Origin of the sequence: Fervidicola ferrireducens, assembly GCF_001562425.1 — a bacterium.
Classification (GTDB): Bacteria; Bacillota; Thermosediminibacteria; order Thermosediminibacterales; family Thermosediminibacteraceae; genus Fervidicola; species Fervidicola ferrireducens.
This window is the reverse complement of record NZ_LOED01000026.1, coordinates 12,644-31,048: the sequence shown is the minus strand read 5'-3', so window position 1 is coordinate 31,048 and position 18,405 is coordinate 12,644. Positions and strand designations below refer to the sequence as shown.

Here is an 18,405-nt window from a genome sequence, read left to right as displayed (position 1 = left end):
GTCGGCAGTGAACAATACCATCTTTTCTCCTCCTTCTGTAAGGAGCCCTGTGATCCGGGCACCTTTTTGAAAGGTGGTAGGTCTCCCTGAGGCGTGCAGCAGCACCCCGTGTAAGGCTGCGGGATTTCACCGCTGTCTCCCGGGACTGGGAGTGTCGTCCCGGAGCGTCAGGTCCCGCTGCCGCACACCCGCGTTCAACTACCTGCCGGTGGCAAACCTGTCAGCAGTTCACCCCTGCTGGCAAGCCCCCGCTTCTACAAGCGGCGGGTAGTTGACTATGCAGCGTTGACAGCATCGCCTCGGTAATGTCATTATATGCGCATTCACACAGAAGCTTCGGCTTGCCGTTAAAATACAAACAAACACCATCCTTTTCGTACGGCACTTCGAGCACTCTAAAAAGTTTGATGCCGTAGTCTTCTATAACTATGGCAACTTCGGAGAGGTAGCCCATGATACCATCCCCTTCTTAAAAGTTTAAAATTGCGAAGGTCGGGCTATTGACAGCCCGACCTTAACTAAAAGGGCAGGTCGTCCTCGCTTTCATCAGGAATGCCGTCGAATTTGAATTCCTCTTCAGGCGGTATTTCAAATGGATCTTCCATATTGTAGTCCTCTTCAATGGTTGTATTTCCGTTTCCTTTTGGTGATGCGAGGAGCATTATATCTTTTGCTATGACCTCCGTAATTGTTCTTTTTGTCCCGTCCTGTCCTTCATACGTCCTTGTTTGCAACCGTCCCATAACTGCTATTTGTTTTCCTTTTGGGCAGTAGTTTTCTACCAATTCCGCCCTCCTTCCAAATGCCACGACTCTTATAAAGTCGGCTTCTTCCGGTTCATCCTTCCTCTTTGGACGGGACACAGCTAACTTAAAATTTGCTACCTTGGTATTTTCATTAGCCCACCTTATTTTCGGGTCGACAGCAAGCCGACCGATTAAAATAACAACATTCATGGCAACCTCCATTCTTCGCCCGCAAGTAATAAAAGCGGACGGCTGGGTTACTTTTTATCCGCCATCATACAAAAGGATGCCCGATGTCCCCAGCAGGCGGTAGTTCGGAGCATCCTTATTGATTTTTCCTTATCTTGACCGGCAGTATAAAATTAATCTGTCCTTCGGCATTTAAGGGTTTTACCAGGCATGGCTGCAATTCTCCGCCGAATACAAGTTCAGTTTTCTCTACCCCAACAGTTTTTACCGCCTCCAGCAGGAATTTTGCATTGAACGCTATTTCAAGTTCTTTACCTTTCGTTTCGCATTCGATTTTCTCATATGCGCTGCCGATATCCGCTTCGGTATGTGCTTCTATAGAACCACTGCGAATATTGAAGATAACGGTATTATTTTCGCTTGCCTCTTTTGCAATGACGTAGAGCCTTTCGATACTGGAAAAGAACCCAAAAGTGTCGACCGTTACGGTGACGTGCGGTTCCACGCCGGTAATTAATTTTTCGTAATCGATAAACTGCCCCGCCAGCGTCCTTGTCACTACCATAAATTTATCCGTTTTAAATACCGCTTGAGTCCCATTCTTCGCTAAACCAATTTTTATGCTTGCTGCCTCTTCATCTTCCTCAGCTATAAGCTTAACTAATTCTACAAGTGTCTTTCCGGGGACAACCATACTGAAGTCTTCGGCTTCGACCTTTTCCCACCGCCATGCGATCCTGTATCCGTCCAGTGCTACTACGTTAAAATAGCCATTCCTCGCTTCTAGAAGTTCTCCGGTGAGTACGGCCCGGACTATTGGGTCGTTTGAACGCGCATGAATTGTCTTTTTAACCATGTCTCTGAACAAGTCGCAGGAAATGTCCAACACGTCCTTACTTTCTGCTGGCACGATTTCCGGAAAATCCGCCTCATCCTGCATCGGCAGGGCCATTTGAAACGCACCGGCAGTTATATTAACTTTGTTGTTAGAATCGGCATTAAACGCTACCACATCACTGTCAAGTTTTTTCACGATATTGCCGAGTATATTACTTGGCAACACCCCGGCTCCGTTTTCTTGGATTTCTTCTGCAGGGATTTTGAATTCTATACCCATTTCTAAGTCCGTAGCTGCGCAGCTTATAATTTTTGCTTCCTTATCTGCTTTAATTCTAACGCCCGTTAGTGCAGTTAGAGGGCTTTTCCTGGCTGTAAAACCCTCTATAGCCGAAAGACACCTGGCAAGCTCTGTGCGCTTGACGGAAAAACGCATTATCAAATACCTCCTTGACCTTTATATTAAAAGCGCCTCCTTTTACAAAAGAGGCGCACAATGCCTTTATAAAGTCCTGCAGCTCAAGGCTGCGGGCAACTCAAGAACATTAAGCAGTACGAATGAATACAAAGGGAGCCTCCATCTGTATTGTTGGAGGCCCCGGTAAAACGTTCCTAACGGGCTTTCCTTGTCTGCTCCAAAAACAATTCCAGTACTTCAATACCTTCTTCTGTCTTTTCCGCACTCGTTCTGTAAACCACATCCGAAAATTTCTCAATACTGCTGGTGTAATTACCTATAAGGACGGACAACACCGAAACTTTTCTCTTTGCCTTCAACTTTAAGAATTCTTCAAGGAATTCCGGTGCCACCGGGCATTCTCCGTCGGTGATAAAGACGATATCTGCCTTTTGGTAGGTTTTATTGCTCTTGATTATCTCCACGGCTTTTTGCAGGGGCTTTTCAAAGTTCGTCCCCCCACCGGTGCTTCTTTCAAGTTCGCTCAGCATCTGATCCAATTTGATTTTCTTCTTTGGATGCGCAAAGAACGGTTTTCTTGTGGATGCGGAGAATCTAATCAGCGCATACGGTCGCCGCTTTTTCATAGCTATATTGAAGAGTGCAAGCGCAACGGCTTTAGCCCAAATTTCCCTCTGCCCTTCCATTGAACCACTTTCGTCTACGCAAACAATGACGGGGCCGTTGCCTGCATACTGCACCGGGTCAATTCTATACTGTAACAGTTTCTTGTCCGCAAATCGCTTCAAAAAGTCTCTCTTCATTTGAGGATGGCGAAAAGCTATATATTCCTGTGGCATTACCCTCTCTATCTTGTTTCCTTCTTCATATCCGTCCCATTGTTCCGGATAAGGTATTTCAACTTTTGCTTTGCGCTTTGGCAATGCCGAGTGCGACATTCGGCCAGCAAGTCTTAATATCTCCAGGATTTTTCGCCGGTTAGATGGCAGGTCGATAAGATATTCGGCCGACCTTGCTATTGTTTCTCCGTCAAGTTTTATTTCTGCTCCAGTTTCATTGCCCCAGCCGCGGACCTGCGCAATAGCTTCGCCTAATGTCTCTACATCTGAGCTTACCTTCTGGACCGCTTCCTTAAGTTGATTATCAAATCCATTCTGGTTCAGCAGTGTGTCGAGTTCGGCCTCAAATTCCCGGGCCAAATTGTCCGCCATCTTTTTCAGTGTTGCAGCAGCTTTTTCGCCGGGCATTTCCGTAATTACATCTGCTGCGTTTTGCCCCACCAGTTGGGTAAGCGTCTTGATAAACTGCGGTGTCTTCCATGCTCCATCATCCCCGCCATTTTCTCCTATTGCTTCCATTAGCGATTCTCCTAATGAGTGTAGCGTATTGGCCTCCTGCAGTTTCTCTGTTACTTTCTTAATGCCTTGATTTATATCGGTGTTTGATGACATCATTTGCTCTATCTCTTCCGCCAGCCGCAACGTCCCTATAGCCGACATAAGCTCATCAAGCATGCAGTCTTTCCTGAGCATTTTATATTCCGGCATTGCAAAAAGCCTTTCGAGTATTTCTTTGTTTAGGAGCAGTTCATACGGCGGCCGTTCTTTGAATTCGGGCGACGTTTTGTACAAACTGCACCAGAGGTCGAACGTCATTGACTGGCCATCGAGATTGTAGTCGGTAGTCAGGTTTTGGGCCGTGCCCTGTAGTTTTCCGCTCGCTTTATATATGTCACTAAAAAACATCTGGTCGGCAAGGGTGCTTTTTAAAACACCCTCTCTGATTTGATACATAATCTTTTGCCTGGCCTGAAGGCTGGTTATTTTGCCTTCGGCCAAGCTCTTACCCCCTTCCTTTAAGTCTTGCGGTTAACTCGTTTGGAGGTTAACCACATCCTTACATTGTTGGCTTCCTCCCGCCCCCTGAAGGAGGCGGGTCTTCCCGCGGCGGGTTTATAAGGAGTTAATCGCAGCGTTGCCATAATTTCGTCCAGCGACATCTTTTCTGCATCTATAACTACCTGGGGCATATATCATCACCTTCTTTTTTGTGTTATAACGCCAGGCCGAGGCATTTTGCCCCAACTTGTTTTTGTAGTTCCGTGATTTTCGCTTTTGCTGCGTCTATCTTAGCCTGTTTCTTGGGTACAGAAACGCTAATGCTGTCGATTTCCATCATTATCCGTTTCAGGCTCTTTATCGCTTCAAGCCCTAGGTCGGCCTCTTTATCAGGCGGAGCTGACAGTGCCTGATTGGCAGCTTCTTCGGCCGCCTGTATCAGTTCATTCAGTTTTATGCTGATTGGGTCTGTTATTCTTTGTATAACTTTTTGCACTGTCTTTTTGGTTTCCGGCAGCGCAGGGTCCCATAAAGCATGGACAAGCACCTCAAAGTCGTCTTCAATTACTTCGCTCCTCTTTTCCAGTAACGCATGGGCCTTCAATAGCTTAATGCACTTCTTCCATCTTCTGTCGGATATAGGAAAACTGTTTTCTTCTTCAGCCAGTTTCTTCTTTATCTCATATATGGCGGTATATATGTCATCATGCACTTTTATGCCGTCCATTTCTCTGAATATTTCTTTCCAGCTAACATTGATGAGAGTTAGGTTTTCCGTCGGTTCATCCATCATGAGCAGTTTTATGAATGAATTGGAGTCTTTGATTGGTTTTACGCTGTATTTTAACAGGAACCTGTCCTGGAATGCCGCTAATGCAATATCCTCTTCACCTTCAGGCACTTCATTACTCGCTCCGAACATAGACACGAGTGGTGTCGAGTACATCATGCCGTTCCTGAACAACCTCTCCTGCATGATTGAAAGCAAGGTGTTGAGTATGCTGGGCGAAGCTTTGAAAATTTCGTCCAGGAATACGACTTCCGCTTCGGGCAGCATCCCCGCTGTCCTGCGTTGGTATTCGCCCCGTTCCAGCGCTGCCAGATCGGGTGGCCCAAAAAGTTCATCCGGTGTTGTAAATTTGGTGACAAGCGCTCGGAAATATGTGAGCCCGCTCATCTTCGCTGCCGCTTCTACCAGTGCAGACTTTGCTGTCCCCGGAGGGCCTATAAATAAACAATGTTCCCTGCACATTAAAGAGAGGATAATTCCTCTTACTTCATCCTCTCTTTCTAAAAACAGAGAGTTAAGCGCTTTTTCCAGTTCAAGAACTTTCTCCAGCATAACAAATTTGCCTGCAGAGCAGGTATATATTCCTGCCTGCAGGCTTTCCCCTCCTTTCTTATCATACCCTTTGGAATAAAGGGCGTTTTTTAATAACTGAATTTTGACAGAGAATCGAACGCCCGCACAAATTCGTTCCCTAATTGGTTAATGTTTGGAATCTCCGATACCGGGAATGGGACTGCTTGCTTTATTATATTGCTGGTTATTTCCATGACTTGCATTATAATAGCCCATCCCAGCAGGAGATTTATCAGTGTCGCCAGAAACCGCCCGCACACGTAAGATATCACGACGTTTACCATAAACAATATGATAAGAGAGGTGAAGAAAAACTGCGCCGTTTTCGCAACGTCTCCAACCATATTGCTTGCCCCGGGATAAGCAAACAACTGCTGTATAATACCCGTCATAGCCTTCTGCCTGCCCTTTTGCTAAGATAAAAGTAACTGTTGTTAAAAAGCTGCCGTCTGGGTTTGTATGCTTTTATAGCCGCTGCCTTCCCGGTTTTGTTAGCGGACGGTACATTGATAACCGTTTCCTCATACAGGGAGGTAAACAATCTTACACTCCCTACTTTGTTTGCTTTTACATGTACCTTTTTAAATACCGCAACCATTTTAAAGGCGGTCTTTTTATTCTTTCTTCCCATCTTTCTGCGTGGGGCAGGGTCAGACGACCCGCCCCACATCTTCGCCTCCTTTCGCAAATATTTTTGGTCAGGGAAGATGTTTGGCAGGCCGTCTTGCCTACCCCTCTTTAACTTTTCCTCTTCTTACAACAAAGCGCTCATCATGCGGACGCTCGATTATTATTTTTTAAAATTGCCGGAGTCGGATCATGTCCACCCCGGAATGTTAGTATTAACAACCACACAAAGCAATACAGAAAATAATGCATAGAAGAATGAAGCCAAGCAAAGCCAACGGTTGTGATTATTGAATAAATAATAAATCAATGATTTTTGCAGGGCAGGCGTTTAGGCCTGCCCTGCTTTTGAAACCCAACCTTTGTGAAGTTCAACCTTGCCTTGGGTATTCCCGCAACCACTTGGCCCTTTGTTGCACCATAACATACCCACGGTGAGGTTGATTTCTACAGCCGAAGCATTGGGATAAACTTTCTTCGCATGTTCGATTTCTCGCACATATAATTTCTGCAAGTCGGCCGGGTGCAGTTTAACTTTGTTGGGATCTATCTCTCCCTCGCCATCCCAGCCAAGCTTCTTATAGAACTCTATAAGCCTATCGCCGGGCAGTTCTTCAGTAAGCTCCGGAATAGGCATCTTTTTAACTTCTTCAGATATGTGAAGTTTTATACTCATAATGAAGCGGGCAGCCCCTTAAAACTGCCCGCAATACCTCCTTCCCATTGATTTGTTATTAATGAACAAAATCGGCAGAGATGCGTTCCAATAGCACCCTGCCGATTATCCTTTAACAATGAAATACCCCAATATTGTCGCAATTATTGCCAGAATGCCCATTACAGAGCTTGCAACCCACAATCTGAGATTGTTTATTTCCTTGCTTAGTGATTGCAGATTACCGCTTACTGCCTGTATATCACCTTTTAATTCCTGCCTTACATTATATATCTCAGTTCTCAAGCCGTTTATTTCTGTTTTAGCTTCGGTTCTTAAACTATTAATTTCGCTCCGCAAACCACTTATATCCGCTTTCAATTCTCGCCGCATGTCACTTTGGGCTTGCATCAGCGAATTAAACTGCTGGGTAAGATAGAAGTATCCCATTTCCGATATTTTTGATTCGTCATTCGAGGCAGAGGTTTCCTTTTCCGCTTTGATTGCTTCTTCCATATTATCCTCTCCTCTTTCTCTTCGCCTTATTATATCATATTTATACTACGTAAACTCACGATCTGGTCTTTTAATATTTCCACCTCGGTTTTTAGGTCGTTTAAATCCCTATTTAATAGTTCCTCGTATTCCCTGATTTGTTCGAACATCTTTTTCGATTCGTTTATGATTTTAACCGTTTCGTTTTTGGAAGCTCCTGCCTTTAAAATATCTGCCATTTGCTTTATATTTTCTCTGATTTGTTCCTTAAACTTCTGGTATAACATATCCCTTGATTTCTCCTGGTCTATCACCGGCATGGTAAAGAATTCCCCTTGCAGGAGCTTTACCAGCTTCTCGAGTGCAAAAAGTCCTTCTTCATACTGAAGAGGTATAAAATAGACGCCCCCTGAAGGTCTTGCCGCTGCCGGGTTCATATCTGCCAGCACGGTTCTGACTATTCGCCTTATGTGTTGGCCGTTGTAGCTGTTGCGATACTCTTTATACAAACTTTCCAGGTTGGCCACTTTCCCGTTCGCACCATAATCTATGATCTTGATGCTCTCGTCTTCTCTGCGGAAAATTATTTCTGCAACCTTGCTGTATTCAAGACGGACGTTCTTCGCATCGACAACTTCCTTTATTAAGTGACGTATAACGACGTTTTTATCACATACTACTTCACGCACAAGATAGTTGACAAATTTGTCGTGTGAAGGAAGGCGGTTTTCTTCCAACTCCGCAGTCGCCCGCCTGAATGCGTCAACGGCTGATATGGGATTCGGCAGGTACTTCGCTGGCATTCCCGCTTCAGCAAACTTTTTAATCATTTCGTCCCTCGTTACCTTCACGTCGTAAATCGTATACCAGCAAAGATGCCCAAGAAAGTTTCGTTTAACGTTTCCTCCGTTAATCCCGTCAACGGCGGCCAAATCCTTTATTTGGAGGTTCAACATTTTTATCCCCCCCTCAAAATGCCCGCTGATTTCGTCAGCAGGCATTATTTTTAATAAGGATTTCATAAACTCTACCCAGAACGGTATTAGCCTGGCCGATCAGTTCTGCCACCTTCAATACTTCCCGAACCGATGGACGCATGATGCTGTCTCCCTTCTTTGCAACTACTCACTCACAAAGAACAACCATCCGCTAGCGTCAGGATCTGCATAAGCGGCCCCCTCGTGTTTTTCTATAGCTGTTTCCATTTCCCGTACTATTCGGCATCGCAATGAGCGGTCAGGATGTGTTTGCGGCGATATTGGGAGGAAGAACGCAAATACTTTATATTCGCCCTCGTCTTCGTAGTAGTCCATGCCAACTATGACCTTGTTAATATTGTACTTCTTTAGGATGTCAATAACATCTTTCTGAAACGCACGATTGCCCACATGTCCGCATGAAGTGCCCATACCTAATAGAAATTCCGGTTCAACTTCAGCAATGCATTCATCAGGATCATGGCGCATCTGGAATTCGAACGCATATATTATATCTTTGTTCCTGATTGAAAACGGTCCTGGTTCTGGTGTATTGGGTAGTGCGTCGGCTAAGGGGGTCTCACCCCTGAACTTCAGATCATACGGTACACCTAGAGCACATGAATGGCATAGTATTTGGTTATGCACCTTGAATGTCGCAAACCTGGCTGGCCTATCGCACTTTTCACATTTTACATTTTGCATTGAATTACTCCTCCTTTTAAAATATACTACGGCCTCTCTTGAAATTTAGTGAATCAATAGAGAGGCCGTGTTTGTGTATCGCCCGATGATCAGTCTGCTTTTTCTATTGTTATTTTGATCTTTTTCGGATTGCCCAGTTTATTAAGTGCAAATTTTTGTATATAGATAGTCCCCACAATTGCAGGATTTTCTCCAATTACTTCCGCAAAGCGGACGGTGTTTTTGGTCTCCTTTTCATATTCAAATACGGCTTCCAGTGCCATTATCAAGACCCCCTTAGTTTTTTAGATTTTTTAGCGGGAGAGCGGGCCGCTTCAGGCTCCCGCTCCGTCCGCACAAAGTCCGGAATTGATAGCCCTCCTCGCCCTCGCCGCCGTCCTGTTCGCCTGCAGCCTGCAGGGAGGAGAGATGTAATACTTGTCCTTTCTTCTTATTGCCCACCTTACGGTAGGGAGTCTTCCCGTCCTACCGGCCAGCTCCGATATGAGAGCAGCGGCAAGGGGAGAATAGCCGGGTAAAAGGACTTGATACTCACCTCTAGCGATGCATTCCCGTACCTTTTCATTTTGACAGGCCATGTCAACTACGGCCCGTGCTTTTTCACTGATCTCCGAGGGCAAAGGGTTTGCTATCACTAGAGGCATGTCGATTACTTCCATATCTTCCGTCCCCCTTGGTGCAGGGTGGCCGGAAAAATTGAGCAAGATCATAGGTACCCCTTCCCCCTTTTTAGCGAATTGTGTCATGCTATTTTGAGCATGTTTTCAAATCGCTGCAGCAGTTCTGATGCCCTGGCGAGGCGTTCTCTGTAACGTCCGATTTCCTCCATGAGTTCATCGTTTTTCCTCTGTAGTTCGGATACCTTTTGTTCATACATTTCGATGACCGCCTGGAGTGACGGGTGCAGCTTTTCTTTACAGTAATTAGCCCAGTGGTTTTTGAGCCCGTTCGGGCTCACACCATAGGCTTCTGCAACGGTGTCAATAACTTTGTTTGGCACCGGCTTACCCTTCTTTAGCGCATACATCGAAAGTTCCTGGCATGCTGCGCTATATGCTTCTTCATTCTTTTCGTCACTCTTTCTCATTTTTCTAGTAAGGAATTCCCTATATGTCATGTAATAATGGGACAACACTTCTTCTGTAAGTCCGCAAGCACGACAGATATCTTTGAATTTTATAGTCGGTCCGTATTTAAGCAGCTCGTAGACTGCTCGTCCCATATGCCATTTAAAGGCTTTTGCCTCGTCTTTTAATGGCGCTTCGAGAGCGGTAACATACGCTGATTCAATGGGACGTCCCTTTACCATAAGGCTTAAAAATGCTGCGAACGGGTCGGGGTATTTCAGGGCTTCCTTCATCTTTTCCAAAGCCTGCTCTCGTTCTAAGCCGGTCAGGTTGAAGCGGTTCCTGAATTTCACAAGCAGCCTTGCTGCATCAGTTTTACAGTCCTCTTCTTTGAAACCTTCTTCCAAATCCCGGTATTTCTTCAATCTTTCACGAAGTTGTATGGTATTCTTGATTTCTTCGGGCACTCCATTAGGATAAAATTTATACGTGTCGATCATCAGCTTTAGGTATGAAGGACCGTAACCTGCGGCTCTTGCTATCTTGTTAATGTGTTCCTCGCTTTTGCATCCCAGCTCGGTAATTGCACGTCCTATATGCCAGTATACCCCGCAGGAGTCATCACGCCCCGATACCGGCTTATCGCTCTCTGCTTTCGTTAGCTTACCGGTCATAAGGTACCTCACCAGTGCCTTGTAGGGGTCAGGCTGCGACGAGAGCCATTCCCTTACGTCCCTCTTAACGCCGGGAAAGGCAATACCATTAAAAGGGTCTTTAACCTGCATTAAAATACCCTCCTTAACAACGCAGCAGCCGCTACCGGCATTTTTATTACCGACAGCGGCTGCTACTTTTTTTTGTTAATCTATCAAGAGGCCGCCTTTGGTCCCGCGGCGCTCAACGTAATGGCCGCAGGTGTGGCGCCCCACTATCTTGGCAGTGGTATAATTAATCTCTACGCTCATTTTCAGGGCACGGCGAGTGGCACGTGCCATCAACCTTTTTACCAATCTTTTCGTCTTTCTTTTGAGCATGCTTACGCACTCTCCTTTTTATCTTCCTTTTCTTCGACATTAAGTTCGTTGCGTAGGTTGGTAATGAGCTGCTGCATCGTCTCCACCAGTTTTCTGTGTTTCTCTAACTCATTTTCAAGACTTGCGTTAGCAGCCTTCAGCGTCTTAATCTCATCTTCATACCGCCCTATCCGGGTTATTACTTGCTCCCTTAATTGTTCTATAGTTCGAAGTATTGCCTGTTCAGTTTCTTGCGTTGTACGTTTTGCAGTGTTATTCTGCCTTTTATAGTATACCTTTCTTTTTTTGTAGAAGCCTTTCACGGCATTATAATATGTCCACTTTGTAATCCCTAATGCTTTAAAACATTGTGTGTTCGTTATATTTGGTTCATTTTTGAGAAACTCGACAACTGCTCTGCCAAGATGCCAGCGGAACGAGTGGATATCTTCGGAAGTGTAAGGGCAGGTGCTGATATTACGGTAGCGAGGATTATCCTTATATTCTCCTTTAACCGCCGCACTAACCAAAGAATAAAATGGGTCTGCATATTTCCTATCTTTGATTATTTCTTCCGAAATTTGTGCAATTTTGACTGACAAACAGCTTTTATGGGCTGCCATTGATTTATACATCTCCTCAGCAGTAGTTGCCTTATTTTCGACGGCATTCTTAATGGTTTCATAAGAAATAACGGAAACCGCAGACATCTTTACCAACCTCCGTTAATTTAGTTTTAATAATTCAACTTAACCCTTAAAGCGGCTACCGCTAATGGTAGACCGCTACTTTATTATTAATGAATTCCCTACAATCCTTGAGGTTTCGGGGGTGAGCCTGTATACGACGCATAAAGGTTCTCTCTTTCGAGTGCGCACAATTCTTGCTTCAATCCCTTGAGCTTTCAATTCCTCGCATCGTCTTACAGCCCATTCATTCGACGAAGCCAATGTGTCCTTATCATACATGTTTCTGGTCCTCACCCTCACCCCATACAGATTGACCACATGAAATCCCCATTTCATTTTTACCTCCGTCCACGCCACCGCAGAGGAGCCGCTGGGGGCGGCACCCTTGCAGTAGCGCCGCCCCCGTTTCCCCCGGGGCGCCGGGAAGATTTTAATCAAAGGAACCGGTCTGGGATTAACCCCTAACCGGCATTTTGGGCTTGTACATAGAGGGCTACTCAATCCTCTCAAGCAGCCCTAACTCAAAAGGAAGTGCAAGTAGCTCGTCTCTCGACAAAACCGCTCCCTCAGGCAGCCTCTTCAGCAGCCTGAATACCAGGGCTTTGTCCCCAACCTTCATGGAGACCTGAATCCTATTGAAGGGTATTTCCACCCCCAACAATTCGCTCATTACCTGGGCGGTCCCCTCATGCCCTACGGCCGAAATGAAACCGCCGCTGTCGATGAGAAGTTCTTTAGCCTCATCGACATTAATCTTTTTGAATCTGAAAGTCCCGTAATCGGTCAGAACGGGAACATTTAGGATATACAACATCCATGGCCACCTCCTTACAATATAAGGCGCCTCCATCACGTGGTGCGCCTACTTGATTCTAAAGTGCCTCTGCCGATCATGCCAGCTGAGGCAGCAGGTTTATATAAATAACCCCACTCCACGCGAGGTAGGGAGAAAAGAAAAGCTATTCTCTTTTCCTTCCCCTATGGTTCCGCACACACCGAAGAGCGGGTGCCTACTCGCACCCGCCGCAATGCTGGCAGCCAAGGCGGTGCGGAAATCGCACCGCCTGGCCATTAACAATGCCAACTATAGAGCCATGACAGGCGCAGGGGTACCTGCCAGGCTCAAAGTGAACACCTTCAATACAAGTACCGTCTTCCAGTTCGGCATTTTCAATGCCAAGCCGGAGCATCTCAAGAAACAACGTTTTTACGTTCACGCCATTATCCTCCCATCGAATACTTCTATAAATTCTAAAAAGCACCTCCATCATGTGGGGTGCTTACTGATTTTTATAAGGTGCCTCTACCAGTCATGCCAGCTGAGGCAACAGGTTTATATAAACAACACTACTCCACGCGAGGAAAGGGAAGTCGCTTCCCTCTCCTCTTAAAACTTTGCTTCAAAAGGTCAGTAATGTACTGCAATTAAAGCGCCTGAGTTGTGGTACAAGGCAATGTCACCCGGGCGGGGATCGAACCCGCTCTTTCAGGTACCCTTACCACCGGGCTTTTTCGGCGCGGCTCACCTCTCGCAGAGTTTACGCCGACGCCTAGCCGGGATCTCGCCCGGCAGCACAGCCTCTTTGATAGCCCGCTGAGGCGGTACGGCCGGTTTCCCAGCTCGCCGCGCACCGTGCGTGCGAATCAAGCAAACACTTGCTAGACAAGTGCTTGCTTGAGAGGAATCGAACCTCTTATTCCGACCGGCGGGAAGTAAAAATGCCGGTTGTTGACGCACAACCGCAAAAGCGCCGCTTTTCCCCTCCGTACCGAGACCCCGCAGCGGGTTGCTCGGCTTTCGTCCCCGCAGTTGCGAGGCACTAACACGGCCGCGCCCTGCGCACCACCGGAACGCGGAATACCTCGTTCGGCTCTCGTGCCTCCCGCCTGGCTCGGTGCCGCCGAAATTTGCATACCTTATGCCACAACGTAAGCGCTCGAACTAGGATGCTTTTTCAATAGGTTTTGCTTCTACTGATAGCACCTCCGTCACCACAAAACTCCCCTGAGCAGCTTCCGAGTGCTCCAAAATCAGCTGCACCTTTTGTCCCGTGTTAGCTACTTCTTCAAGTTTCTGGATAGTTTCTATGTCGAAAGCTGTTATTGGCACCTGTTGTCCTTCTTTTCCTTCAGCAGTGTAATCACCGTCTACACAGCTTACTTTTGTGTCAACCGTGGCCCTCTTCGTTGAAAAATGCACTTCCTCAACTTCGTAAGCACCATACTTTCTATCAACCCTTTTGCCCATCCAGAGGCATGCCGATTGGCCCTCTAACGCTATTAGCCGCTCGGCGTGCTTGCCTCTCGCAACTACCTTAAACTTACCTTTTGGCCCTTCAACTTCGGCTACTATCACCGGCTCGCTTTCGGGCCCCGATTCAGGCTCCGAAAGTGAGAGCACTTTTACATTTACCTTCGCAATACCGTTATCCGCCTTCTTCATCGGCGTATCAATGCCAGCATTACCCTTGCTTGTATCTTTACTGCCCTTGAAGTTTTGTCCATTATCCTTGTTATTTCCGATATTATTTCCGTGTTTGGTATTGCCAATATTTACTGCGGACGGCCGTTTCGCAGCTGTTTTGTCCAACTCGGCTTCTTCTATGAGCTTTGCATTTGCCTTAACAATTTCAATGAGTTTCCTTTTAGCTATTTCTTCTATTTTAGGAACGTCTTCTTCAGCGACTTCTTTCGCGTCGATATATACCGTGTTTGGATGGTCGGATATTACTGCTGCGTAAGCACCCGCTACAACGTCCGCGCGTTTTTTCGGCACTATTATGTGTCTTGGCACGCCACCTTCAATTACGAGTACATCCCCTTCCTTCACTACGCCGCTTATCATGCCAATTTCCATACTTTACCTCCTTCCAATCAGACATTGGGCAGCACCCACAAAAGTATGGAGCCGGTAGGGGGATTTGAACCCCCATTCGACCGATTACAAGTCGGTCGCTCTACCGATTGAGCTACACCGGCATGGCAGAGGAGGCAGGACTCGAACCTGCAGCCAACGGTTTTGGAGACCGCCGCTCTTGCCAATTGAGCTACTCCCCCGCAATAAAATACAGTGGCACGGGGAGCAGGGATCGAACCTGCCCTGCCGGGTCCAAAGCCCGGTGCCCTACCTTGCTAGGCTATCCCCGTGCGTATCCCCCCATAAGATAAATTGGAGGCGGCACCCGGACTCGAACCGGGGATAAATAGAGAGGTTTTGCAGACCCCTGCCTTACCGCTCGGCCATGCCGCCGTCAAGAAGGAAGTATGGAGCCAGCAGGGGGACTTGAACCCCCAACCAACCGATTACGAATCGGTCGCTCTACCTGTTGAGCTATACCGGCATTTGGCATTTTGCGGTTGCCCCGCAAAAGCATTCTTTTTTTGCCAATCCCACCTTCTCCGGTCGCACCGGAGAAGGAATGAAAAAACTGGTGAAGAGGCAATGAGTACAGAAAAAAGCCGGACGGTGCGGGACTCTTCACAAGCAAGGGAAAGGATAAAATGAGTCCCTTGTACCGTCCGGTCATGCCGGAGGAATATTGGAACGCGCGACCTTCGGGCAAAAGCGGCCGAATAAATACAAAAAGCCCGCAAATATACCGCCTTGTTCCCACTTCAGCGATATACTTGCGGGCTTTCGGTCATGCCAAAAACCCAACAACCCTACGTGACTTCCTCCCTACACCTAAAGGTGTAGGGCTTCCTAGCGGTAGGTGCGCGCACCTGCCGGGTTACACCGGTGCGAGCGGCCCTTCTTGACCCGTTGCCGGAGGGCCTCCCGGAGGGGACCGTCACTTCCGTCCCGACTACTCCAGGTGCCGCTTAAGCGGCCCTTGGAGATACTTGCACAGCCGCTTCCATCCCGTCCCCTAAAGGAGACGGGTCTTCCCGCGGCGGTTTTATAAACCTTCCAGCTTATATTATACCACTTCACTCTTTTCTGTCAAGCGGAAATCTTCCGCCTGGACCAAAAAATTCCCCTTCTTCTTGTAGAACACTGCGCCGTCTTTCAAAAGGCCGTCCCAGGTAAATCTTATGGGGCGCGGGCTTTTTATCACCCTGCAGCACTCTTCCGCTAACGTCTTCGACCCTGCCACTATCACGAGCCTAACCTCTTCCGGCGCTATATCCACCATATCCCTGCACCAGTCCACTTCGCCGGGCCATACGCGAGGAGATATCACGCCAAATTCGGTATCACCTGCCTTTATTGAAGCTGTAAGACCCTGATGGGGTTCGACTTCATAACTGACTGCACCGCTTAATACGGGCCGAAGTTTCAAGAAAAGCTGGTTCGCCGCCGCTATCCTGAACGCTTTCAATATATGCCATTCCTCAGCCTTTTTCTTGAAAAGGATTAACCCTTCAGGGCCTAATACATATATGGGAGGGGTTCTTCCCGTCTCAATCGCATCTATAAATCCCAGCTTCAGCAGCCTCGGCATTGATGTCTTCAGGGCATGCTGGCTGAGGCCGGTGTATTCGCCTATCTGGTGCCGGGATGCTGCTTTCAACAGCGCAAGTGCTTTCAATACTTTTGCGTCGCTTTCGGACGTTATTATTCCGTAACTCCTGCCGTAAGATACTATTTTGGCTTGCATGAGGCCGTCTGCAGTGCCGGAAAAAGGGCCGGTGCCCTCATGAAGGGGTATACTCATTTTTTCAATCCCGACCACCACCTTTCCTAAAAAGACAAAAAGAGACAGAGAAAGGCGGGCCTTTTTAACCCGCCCTCCTCAAAACCTTCACCACTATACCCCTTATACGCCTCTTTTCGGGGTCGATTTTCCGCACCCTGAACAGCACCTCGCTGCCCGGGAACGGATTGCCGAAAGGAAGATGCGGTGCAAACCCCATCACTCCGGGTTCGAGTTCTATAATCATACCTCTCGTGACTTCTTTTACTATTTTACCCACGTAGGCTCCGTCCTTTTTATACTTTGTCTCTACGTTTTCCCAGGGGTCCGGCAATAAGAGCCTAATGCTTGCGGTTATCCCTTCCTCGCTTATGTCTATGAGTTTAACGTCGAGCGCATCTCCCCTCTGCAGGAAGTCCTTCGGATCTTCCACATAGCCCCAGCTGATTTCATTCCTCGGTATGAACCCCTGCACGCCTCCTATGTCGATGTAGGCACCCCGGCGGGTGACGTGCTTCACGACGCACGTCCTCACGGGGCCAACTTCCTTCATCTTCTCCTTAAGCTCTGCTATTTTCTGGCGTATCTTCTCCTTCTCTTCGTCCGAAATTTCAGCTTTTGCCGCGGCTTCCTCGCCTTCATTCGCTGGCGGGTTTAATTTCGCCTGCAGTTCCCTGACCTTTTTGGACAAAGAGATGAGTTCTTTCGCTTCATTCCTGAGTTCCTGCCACGTCCGGCCACTCATCTCTTCGATGGCGTCTTTGCGGGAAAGGTATACGATGTTGTTCGCCCTGTCGCAATGTTTTACCTTGAAGGCGATTGTGGAACCCAGTGCTATCTGAGGTCTTTCTCCCTCACTGCCGCCAAGCTCGCTCTCCGGTATAATCCCTTTTATCGGCCCCAGGAACACCACAAACTTCGTGCCCTCTTTATCCTTCTCTATACCCGATACCTTCCCCTGCATTATAAGTCCCATCCTCATCGCTTCATACAGCTCAGGCCAGGGGTCCTGAGCTAATTCTTTCTTTTCACCTAAATATCCTTCGGCTAAAAGACCTTTAGCTAATGCCACCTATGACCACTCCTTTACATGCTTTTTGTGATTTTTAGGAGAGAAGCTTTTTGAGAAGATAATTGCTTCACTGATTCCTCTAAAAATCGGGCGGTATCTTTTAACGCCTCCGCCCAGCGCAGGATGTAGACCGATATCCCTTCGTCCAGCGTACCGCATTCGCCAAACAACACTTCAAGTTCGGGCCTCACGGCCTGTATCGGCCTGCAGGCCTGATTCAGGAGTTCCAGTATCGCCGTGCCCTTCCGCACGGCCCTCTTTTCCATCTCCGACAGGGCATTCTCCCTGTCCATTATGTCATACTCCAGTTCCCTCTTCTTCCTCTGCAGTTCCTTTATCTCTTTCTCCAGGTTTTCCTTGCTTTCATAGAGCTTCCTGAACTCTTCGAGGCGCTCTTCGGTTTCCTTCAATTTCTCCTGAAGTACCTCGAGCACCATAAATCCTCTTTCGTTTTCCTTTTTAAGCCAGGCTATCTCATCCTTACTTAATGACGTCACCTCCTCTCCGAAAACATCGAATATAGCCTTCTGCATTTCCTGCGGGAGTCCGGCAAGCCTTTCAGCGGTAAACAGCGTTAACTTGCCTTCATCCACCATTACCTGGAATTCAGGAATAAGGTCGTTTAGTTTATCAAGTTTATGGAGTTGGCGTTCAGATATTCCCAATTTCTGGGATAATTCTGCACACTGTGCAGAATTTAAATCTGGTCTACCACGTCTTATCCCCAGCAGCTCTTTTTTTCTCCTTATTGCCCTTGCCATTTCCATCGTGCTTAACTGCCGCGTTTCCAGGTTCGCATCTATCATCGCCAGTTCCGCCTCGTCGTCGTCCATTTCCTTTATGATACACGGCACTGTCTTTAACCCAGCCCTCTCTGCCGCCTTCTTCCTCTGATGACCGGATACAACCTCATACCTGCCGTCAGAAAGCGGCCGCACCAAAAGCGGATGAAGTATGCCCATTGACTTTATGCTTTCAGATAATTCTGTAATTTCATCTTCCGTTAATGCCCGGAAGAAGTTGGTCGGACGTTCTACGAGCTTCTCGATCGGTATTTCCTTAACCCCTACACCCACC

24 protein-coding genes and 5 tRNA genes are annotated in these 18,405 nt (G+C 47.3%); all 29 read right to left on the bottom strand.

Annotated elements, in window-relative coordinates; genetic code table 11:
• Positions 1–220: 220 nt before the first annotated feature.
• Positions 221–454 carry a hypothetical protein gene (locus tag AN618_RS09435; protein ID WP_066354309.1) on the bottom strand — a complete coding sequence of 78 codons (234 nt, stop codon included), beginning with the start codon at positions 452–454 and terminating at the stop codon, positions 221–223.
• A 64-nt stretch (positions 455–518) separates the two neighbouring features.
• Positions 519–956, bottom strand: coding sequence for a single-stranded DNA-binding protein (locus AN618_RS09430; protein WP_066354307.1), 438 nt, complete (start codon positions 954–956; stop codon positions 519–521).
• 115 nt (positions 957–1,071) lie between these two features.
• On the bottom strand, positions 1,072–2,208 hold the full coding sequence (gene dnaN, locus AN618_RS09425; protein WP_066354304.1) for a DNA polymerase III subunit beta: 1,137 nt from the start codon (positions 2,206–2,208) through the stop codon (positions 1,072–1,074).
• 176 nt (positions 2,209–2,384) lie between these two features.
• Positions 2,385–4,028, bottom strand: a complete 1,644-nt coding sequence (locus AN618_RS09420; protein ID WP_066354301.1) for a vWA domain-containing protein — start codon at positions 4,026–4,028, stop codon at positions 2,385–2,387.
• A gap of 17 nt (positions 4,029–4,045) precedes the next feature.
• On the bottom strand, positions 4,046–4,219 hold the full coding sequence (locus tag AN618_RS13140; protein ID WP_157081702.1) for a hypothetical protein: 174 nt from the start codon (positions 4,217–4,219) through the stop codon (positions 4,046–4,048).
• 23 nt (positions 4,220–4,242) lie between these two features.
• On the bottom strand, positions 4,243–5,370 hold the full coding sequence (locus AN618_RS09415; protein WP_066354299.1) for an AAA family ATPase: 1,128 nt from the start codon (positions 5,368–5,370) through the stop codon (positions 4,243–4,245).
• Between the two features lie 89 nt (positions 5,371–5,459).
• A complete protein-coding gene (locus AN618_RS09410) occupies positions 5,460–5,783 on the bottom strand; it encodes a hypothetical protein (protein WP_066354297.1) in 324 nt (107 codons plus the stop codon).
• The gene (locus tag AN618_RS09405) at positions 5,780–6,061 is read right to left on the bottom strand and encodes a hypothetical protein (protein ID WP_066354291.1); all 282 of its coding nucleotides are present in this window, start codon (positions 6,059–6,061) and stop codon (positions 5,780–5,782) included. Before AN618_RS09405 ends, AN618_RS09410 begins: the two co-directional genes overlap by 4 nt.
• Positions 6,062–6,349: 288 nt before the next feature.
• The gene (locus AN618_RS09400; RefSeq protein ID WP_066354288.1) at positions 6,350–6,694 is read right to left on the bottom strand and encodes a hypothetical protein; all 345 of its coding nucleotides are present in this window, start codon (positions 6,692–6,694) and stop codon (positions 6,350–6,352) included.
• A 105-nt stretch (positions 6,695–6,799) separates the two neighbouring features.
• Positions 6,800–7,189, bottom strand: a complete 390-nt coding sequence (locus tag AN618_RS09395; protein ID WP_066354286.1) for a hypothetical protein — start codon at positions 7,187–7,189, stop codon at positions 6,800–6,802.
• 29 nt (positions 7,190–7,218) lie between these two features.
• Complete coding sequence (locus AN618_RS09390; RefSeq protein ID WP_066354285.1) at positions 7,219–8,124, bottom strand: DUF6744 family protein; 906 nt, start codon at positions 8,122–8,124, stop codon at positions 7,219–7,221.
• A 165-nt stretch (positions 8,125–8,289) separates the two neighbouring features.
• The gene (locus tag AN618_RS09385; protein WP_066354280.1) at positions 8,290–8,850 is read right to left on the bottom strand and encodes a hypothetical protein; all 561 of its coding nucleotides are present in this window, start codon (positions 8,848–8,850) and stop codon (positions 8,290–8,292) included.
• A gap of 89 nt (positions 8,851–8,939) precedes the next feature.
• On the bottom strand, positions 8,940–9,113 hold the full coding sequence (locus AN618_RS13335) for a hypothetical protein (protein ID WP_187694915.1): 174 nt from the start codon (positions 9,111–9,113) through the stop codon (positions 8,940–8,942).
• Between the two features lie 51 nt (positions 9,114–9,164).
• Positions 9,165–9,560 carry a CRISPR-associated protein Csx15 gene (gene csx15 / locus AN618_RS09380; RefSeq protein WP_066354276.1) on the bottom strand — a complete coding sequence of 132 codons (396 nt, stop codon included), beginning with the start codon at positions 9,558–9,560 and terminating at the stop codon, positions 9,165–9,167.
• Between the two features lie 32 nt (positions 9,561–9,592).
• Complete coding sequence (locus tag AN618_RS09375) at positions 9,593–10,702, bottom strand: hypothetical protein (protein ID WP_066354275.1); 1,110 nt, start codon at positions 10,700–10,702, stop codon at positions 9,593–9,595.
• 75 nt (positions 10,703–10,777) lie between these two features.
• Positions 10,778–10,951 (bottom strand): hypothetical protein, encoded by a 174-nt coding sequence (locus AN618_RS13135; protein ID WP_157081700.1) that lies wholly within the window; start codon positions 10,949–10,951, stop codon positions 10,778–10,780.
• 2 nt (positions 10,952–10,953) lie between these two features.
• Positions 10,954–11,640 carry a hypothetical protein gene (locus tag AN618_RS09370; RefSeq protein WP_066354273.1) on the bottom strand — a complete coding sequence of 229 codons (687 nt, stop codon included), beginning with the start codon at positions 11,638–11,640 and terminating at the stop codon, positions 10,954–10,956.
• Between the two features lie 75 nt (positions 11,641–11,715).
• Positions 11,716–11,955, bottom strand: a complete 240-nt coding sequence (locus AN618_RS09365; protein ID WP_066354269.1) for a hypothetical protein — start codon at positions 11,953–11,955, stop codon at positions 11,716–11,718.
• Positions 11,956–12,112: 157 nt separating this feature from the next.
• A complete protein-coding gene (locus AN618_RS09360; protein WP_066354266.1) occupies positions 12,113–12,433 on the bottom strand; it encodes a YddF family protein in 321 nt (106 codons plus the stop codon).
• Between the two features lie 196 nt (positions 12,434–12,629).
• Entirely contained in the window at positions 12,630–12,836 is a 207-nt protein-coding gene (locus tag AN618_RS09355) for a hypothetical protein (RefSeq protein ID WP_066354265.1), read from the bottom strand.
• A 725-nt stretch (positions 12,837–13,561) separates the two neighbouring features.
• Positions 13,562–14,476, bottom strand: a complete 915-nt coding sequence (locus AN618_RS09345; protein ID WP_066354261.1) for a hypothetical protein — start codon at positions 14,474–14,476, stop codon at positions 13,562–13,564.
• Between the two features lie 46 nt (positions 14,477–14,522).
• Positions 14,523–14,598 (bottom strand) — tRNA-Thr (locus AN618_RS09340).
• Between the two features lies 1 nt (position 14,599).
• A tRNA-Trp gene (locus AN618_RS09335) sits at positions 14,600–14,676 on the bottom strand.
• Between the two features lie 14 nt (positions 14,677–14,690).
• Positions 14,691–14,766 (bottom strand) — tRNA-Gln (locus AN618_RS09330).
• Positions 14,767–14,789: 23 nt separating this feature from the next.
• A tRNA-Cys gene (locus AN618_RS09325) sits at positions 14,790–14,869 on the bottom strand.
• A gap of 15 nt (positions 14,870–14,884) precedes the next feature.
• Positions 14,885–14,960 (bottom strand) — tRNA-Thr (locus AN618_RS09320).
• Positions 14,961–15,539: 579 nt separating this feature from the next.
• Complete coding sequence (locus AN618_RS09315; RefSeq protein ID WP_157081698.1) at positions 15,540–16,298, bottom strand: hypothetical protein; 759 nt, start codon at positions 16,296–16,298, stop codon at positions 15,540–15,542.
• A gap of 43 nt (positions 16,299–16,341) precedes the next feature.
• Positions 16,342–17,328, bottom strand: coding sequence for a S1 RNA-binding domain-containing protein (locus tag AN618_RS09310; RefSeq protein WP_066354249.1), 987 nt, complete (start codon positions 17,326–17,328; stop codon positions 16,342–16,344).
• A gap of 14 nt (positions 17,329–17,342) precedes the next feature.
• A complete protein-coding gene (locus AN618_RS09305; RefSeq protein ID WP_066354247.1) occupies positions 17,343–18,404 on the bottom strand; it encodes a ParB/RepB/Spo0J family partition protein in 1,062 nt (353 codons plus the stop codon).
• Position 18,405: the final 1 nt, after the last annotated feature.

Bases quoted from the DNA above. Each gene is read 5' to 3' on its own strand.
- AN618_RS13335 (WP_187694915.1), bottom strand. From the start codon at position 9,113: ATGGCACTGGAAGCCGTATTTGAATATGAAAAGGAGACCAAAAACACC.
- AN618_RS09385 (WP_066354280.1), bottom strand. From the start codon at position 8,850: ATGCAAAATGTAAAATGTGAAAAGTGCGATAGGCCAGCCAGGTTTGCG.
- AN618_RS09400 (WP_066354288.1), bottom strand. From the start codon at position 6,694: ATGAGTATAAAACTTCACATATCTGAAGAAGTTAAAAAGATGCCTATT.
- AN618_RS09415 (WP_066354299.1), bottom strand. From the start codon at position 5,370: ATGCTGGAGAAAGTTCTTGAACTGGAAAAAGCGCTTAACTCTCTGTTT.
- AN618_RS09370 (WP_066354273.1), bottom strand. From the start codon at position 11,640: ATGTCTGCGGTTTCCGTTATTTCTTATGAAACCATTAAGAATGCCGTC.
- AN618_RS09360 (WP_066354266.1), bottom strand. From the start codon at position 12,433: ATGTTGTATATCCTAAATGTTCCCGTTCTGACCGATTACGGGACTTTC.
- dnaN (WP_066354304.1), bottom strand. From the start codon at position 2,208: ATGCGTTTTTCCGTCAAGCGCACAGAGCTTGCCAGGTGTCTTTCGGCT.
- AN618_RS09365 (WP_066354269.1), bottom strand. From the start codon at position 11,955: ATGAAATGGGGATTTCATGTGGTCAATCTGTATGGGGTGAGGGTGAGG.
- AN618_RS09375 (WP_066354275.1), bottom strand. From the start codon at position 10,702: ATGCAGGTTAAAGACCCTTTTAATGGTATTGCCTTTCCCGGCGTTAAG.
- AN618_RS09435 (WP_066354309.1), bottom strand. From the start codon at position 454: ATGGGCTACCTCTCCGAAGTTGCCATAGTTATAGAAGACTACGGCATC.
- AN618_RS09405 (WP_066354291.1), bottom strand. From the start codon at position 6,061: ATGTGGGGCGGGTCGTCTGACCCTGCCCCACGCAGAAAGATGGGAAGA.
- AN618_RS09390 (WP_066354285.1), bottom strand. From the start codon at position 8,124: ATGTTGAACCTCCAAATAAAGGATTTGGCCGCCGTTGACGGGATTAAC.
- AN618_RS13140 (WP_157081702.1), bottom strand. From the start codon at position 4,219: ATGCCCCAGGTAGTTATAGATGCAGAAAAGATGTCGCTGGACGAAATT.
- AN618_RS09410 (WP_066354297.1), bottom strand. From the start codon at position 5,783: ATGACGGGTATTATACAGCAGTTGTTTGCTTATCCCGGGGCAAGCAAT.
- AN618_RS09430 (WP_066354307.1), bottom strand. From the start codon at position 956: ATGAATGTTGTTATTTTAATCGGTCGGCTTGCTGTCGACCCGAAAATA.
- csx15 (WP_066354276.1), bottom strand. From the start codon at position 9,560: ATGATCTTGCTCAATTTTTCCGGCCACCCTGCACCAAGGGGGACGGAA.
- AN618_RS09395 (WP_066354286.1), bottom strand. From the start codon at position 7,189: ATGGAAGAAGCAATCAAAGCGGAAAAGGAAACCTCTGCCTCGAATGAC.
- AN618_RS13135 (WP_157081700.1), bottom strand. From the start codon at position 10,951: ATGCTCAAAAGAAAGACGAAAAGATTGGTAAAAAGGTTGATGGCACGT.
- AN618_RS09345 (WP_066354261.1), bottom strand. From the start codon at position 14,476: ATGGAAATTGGCATGATAAGCGGCGTAGTGAAGGAAGGGGATGTACTC.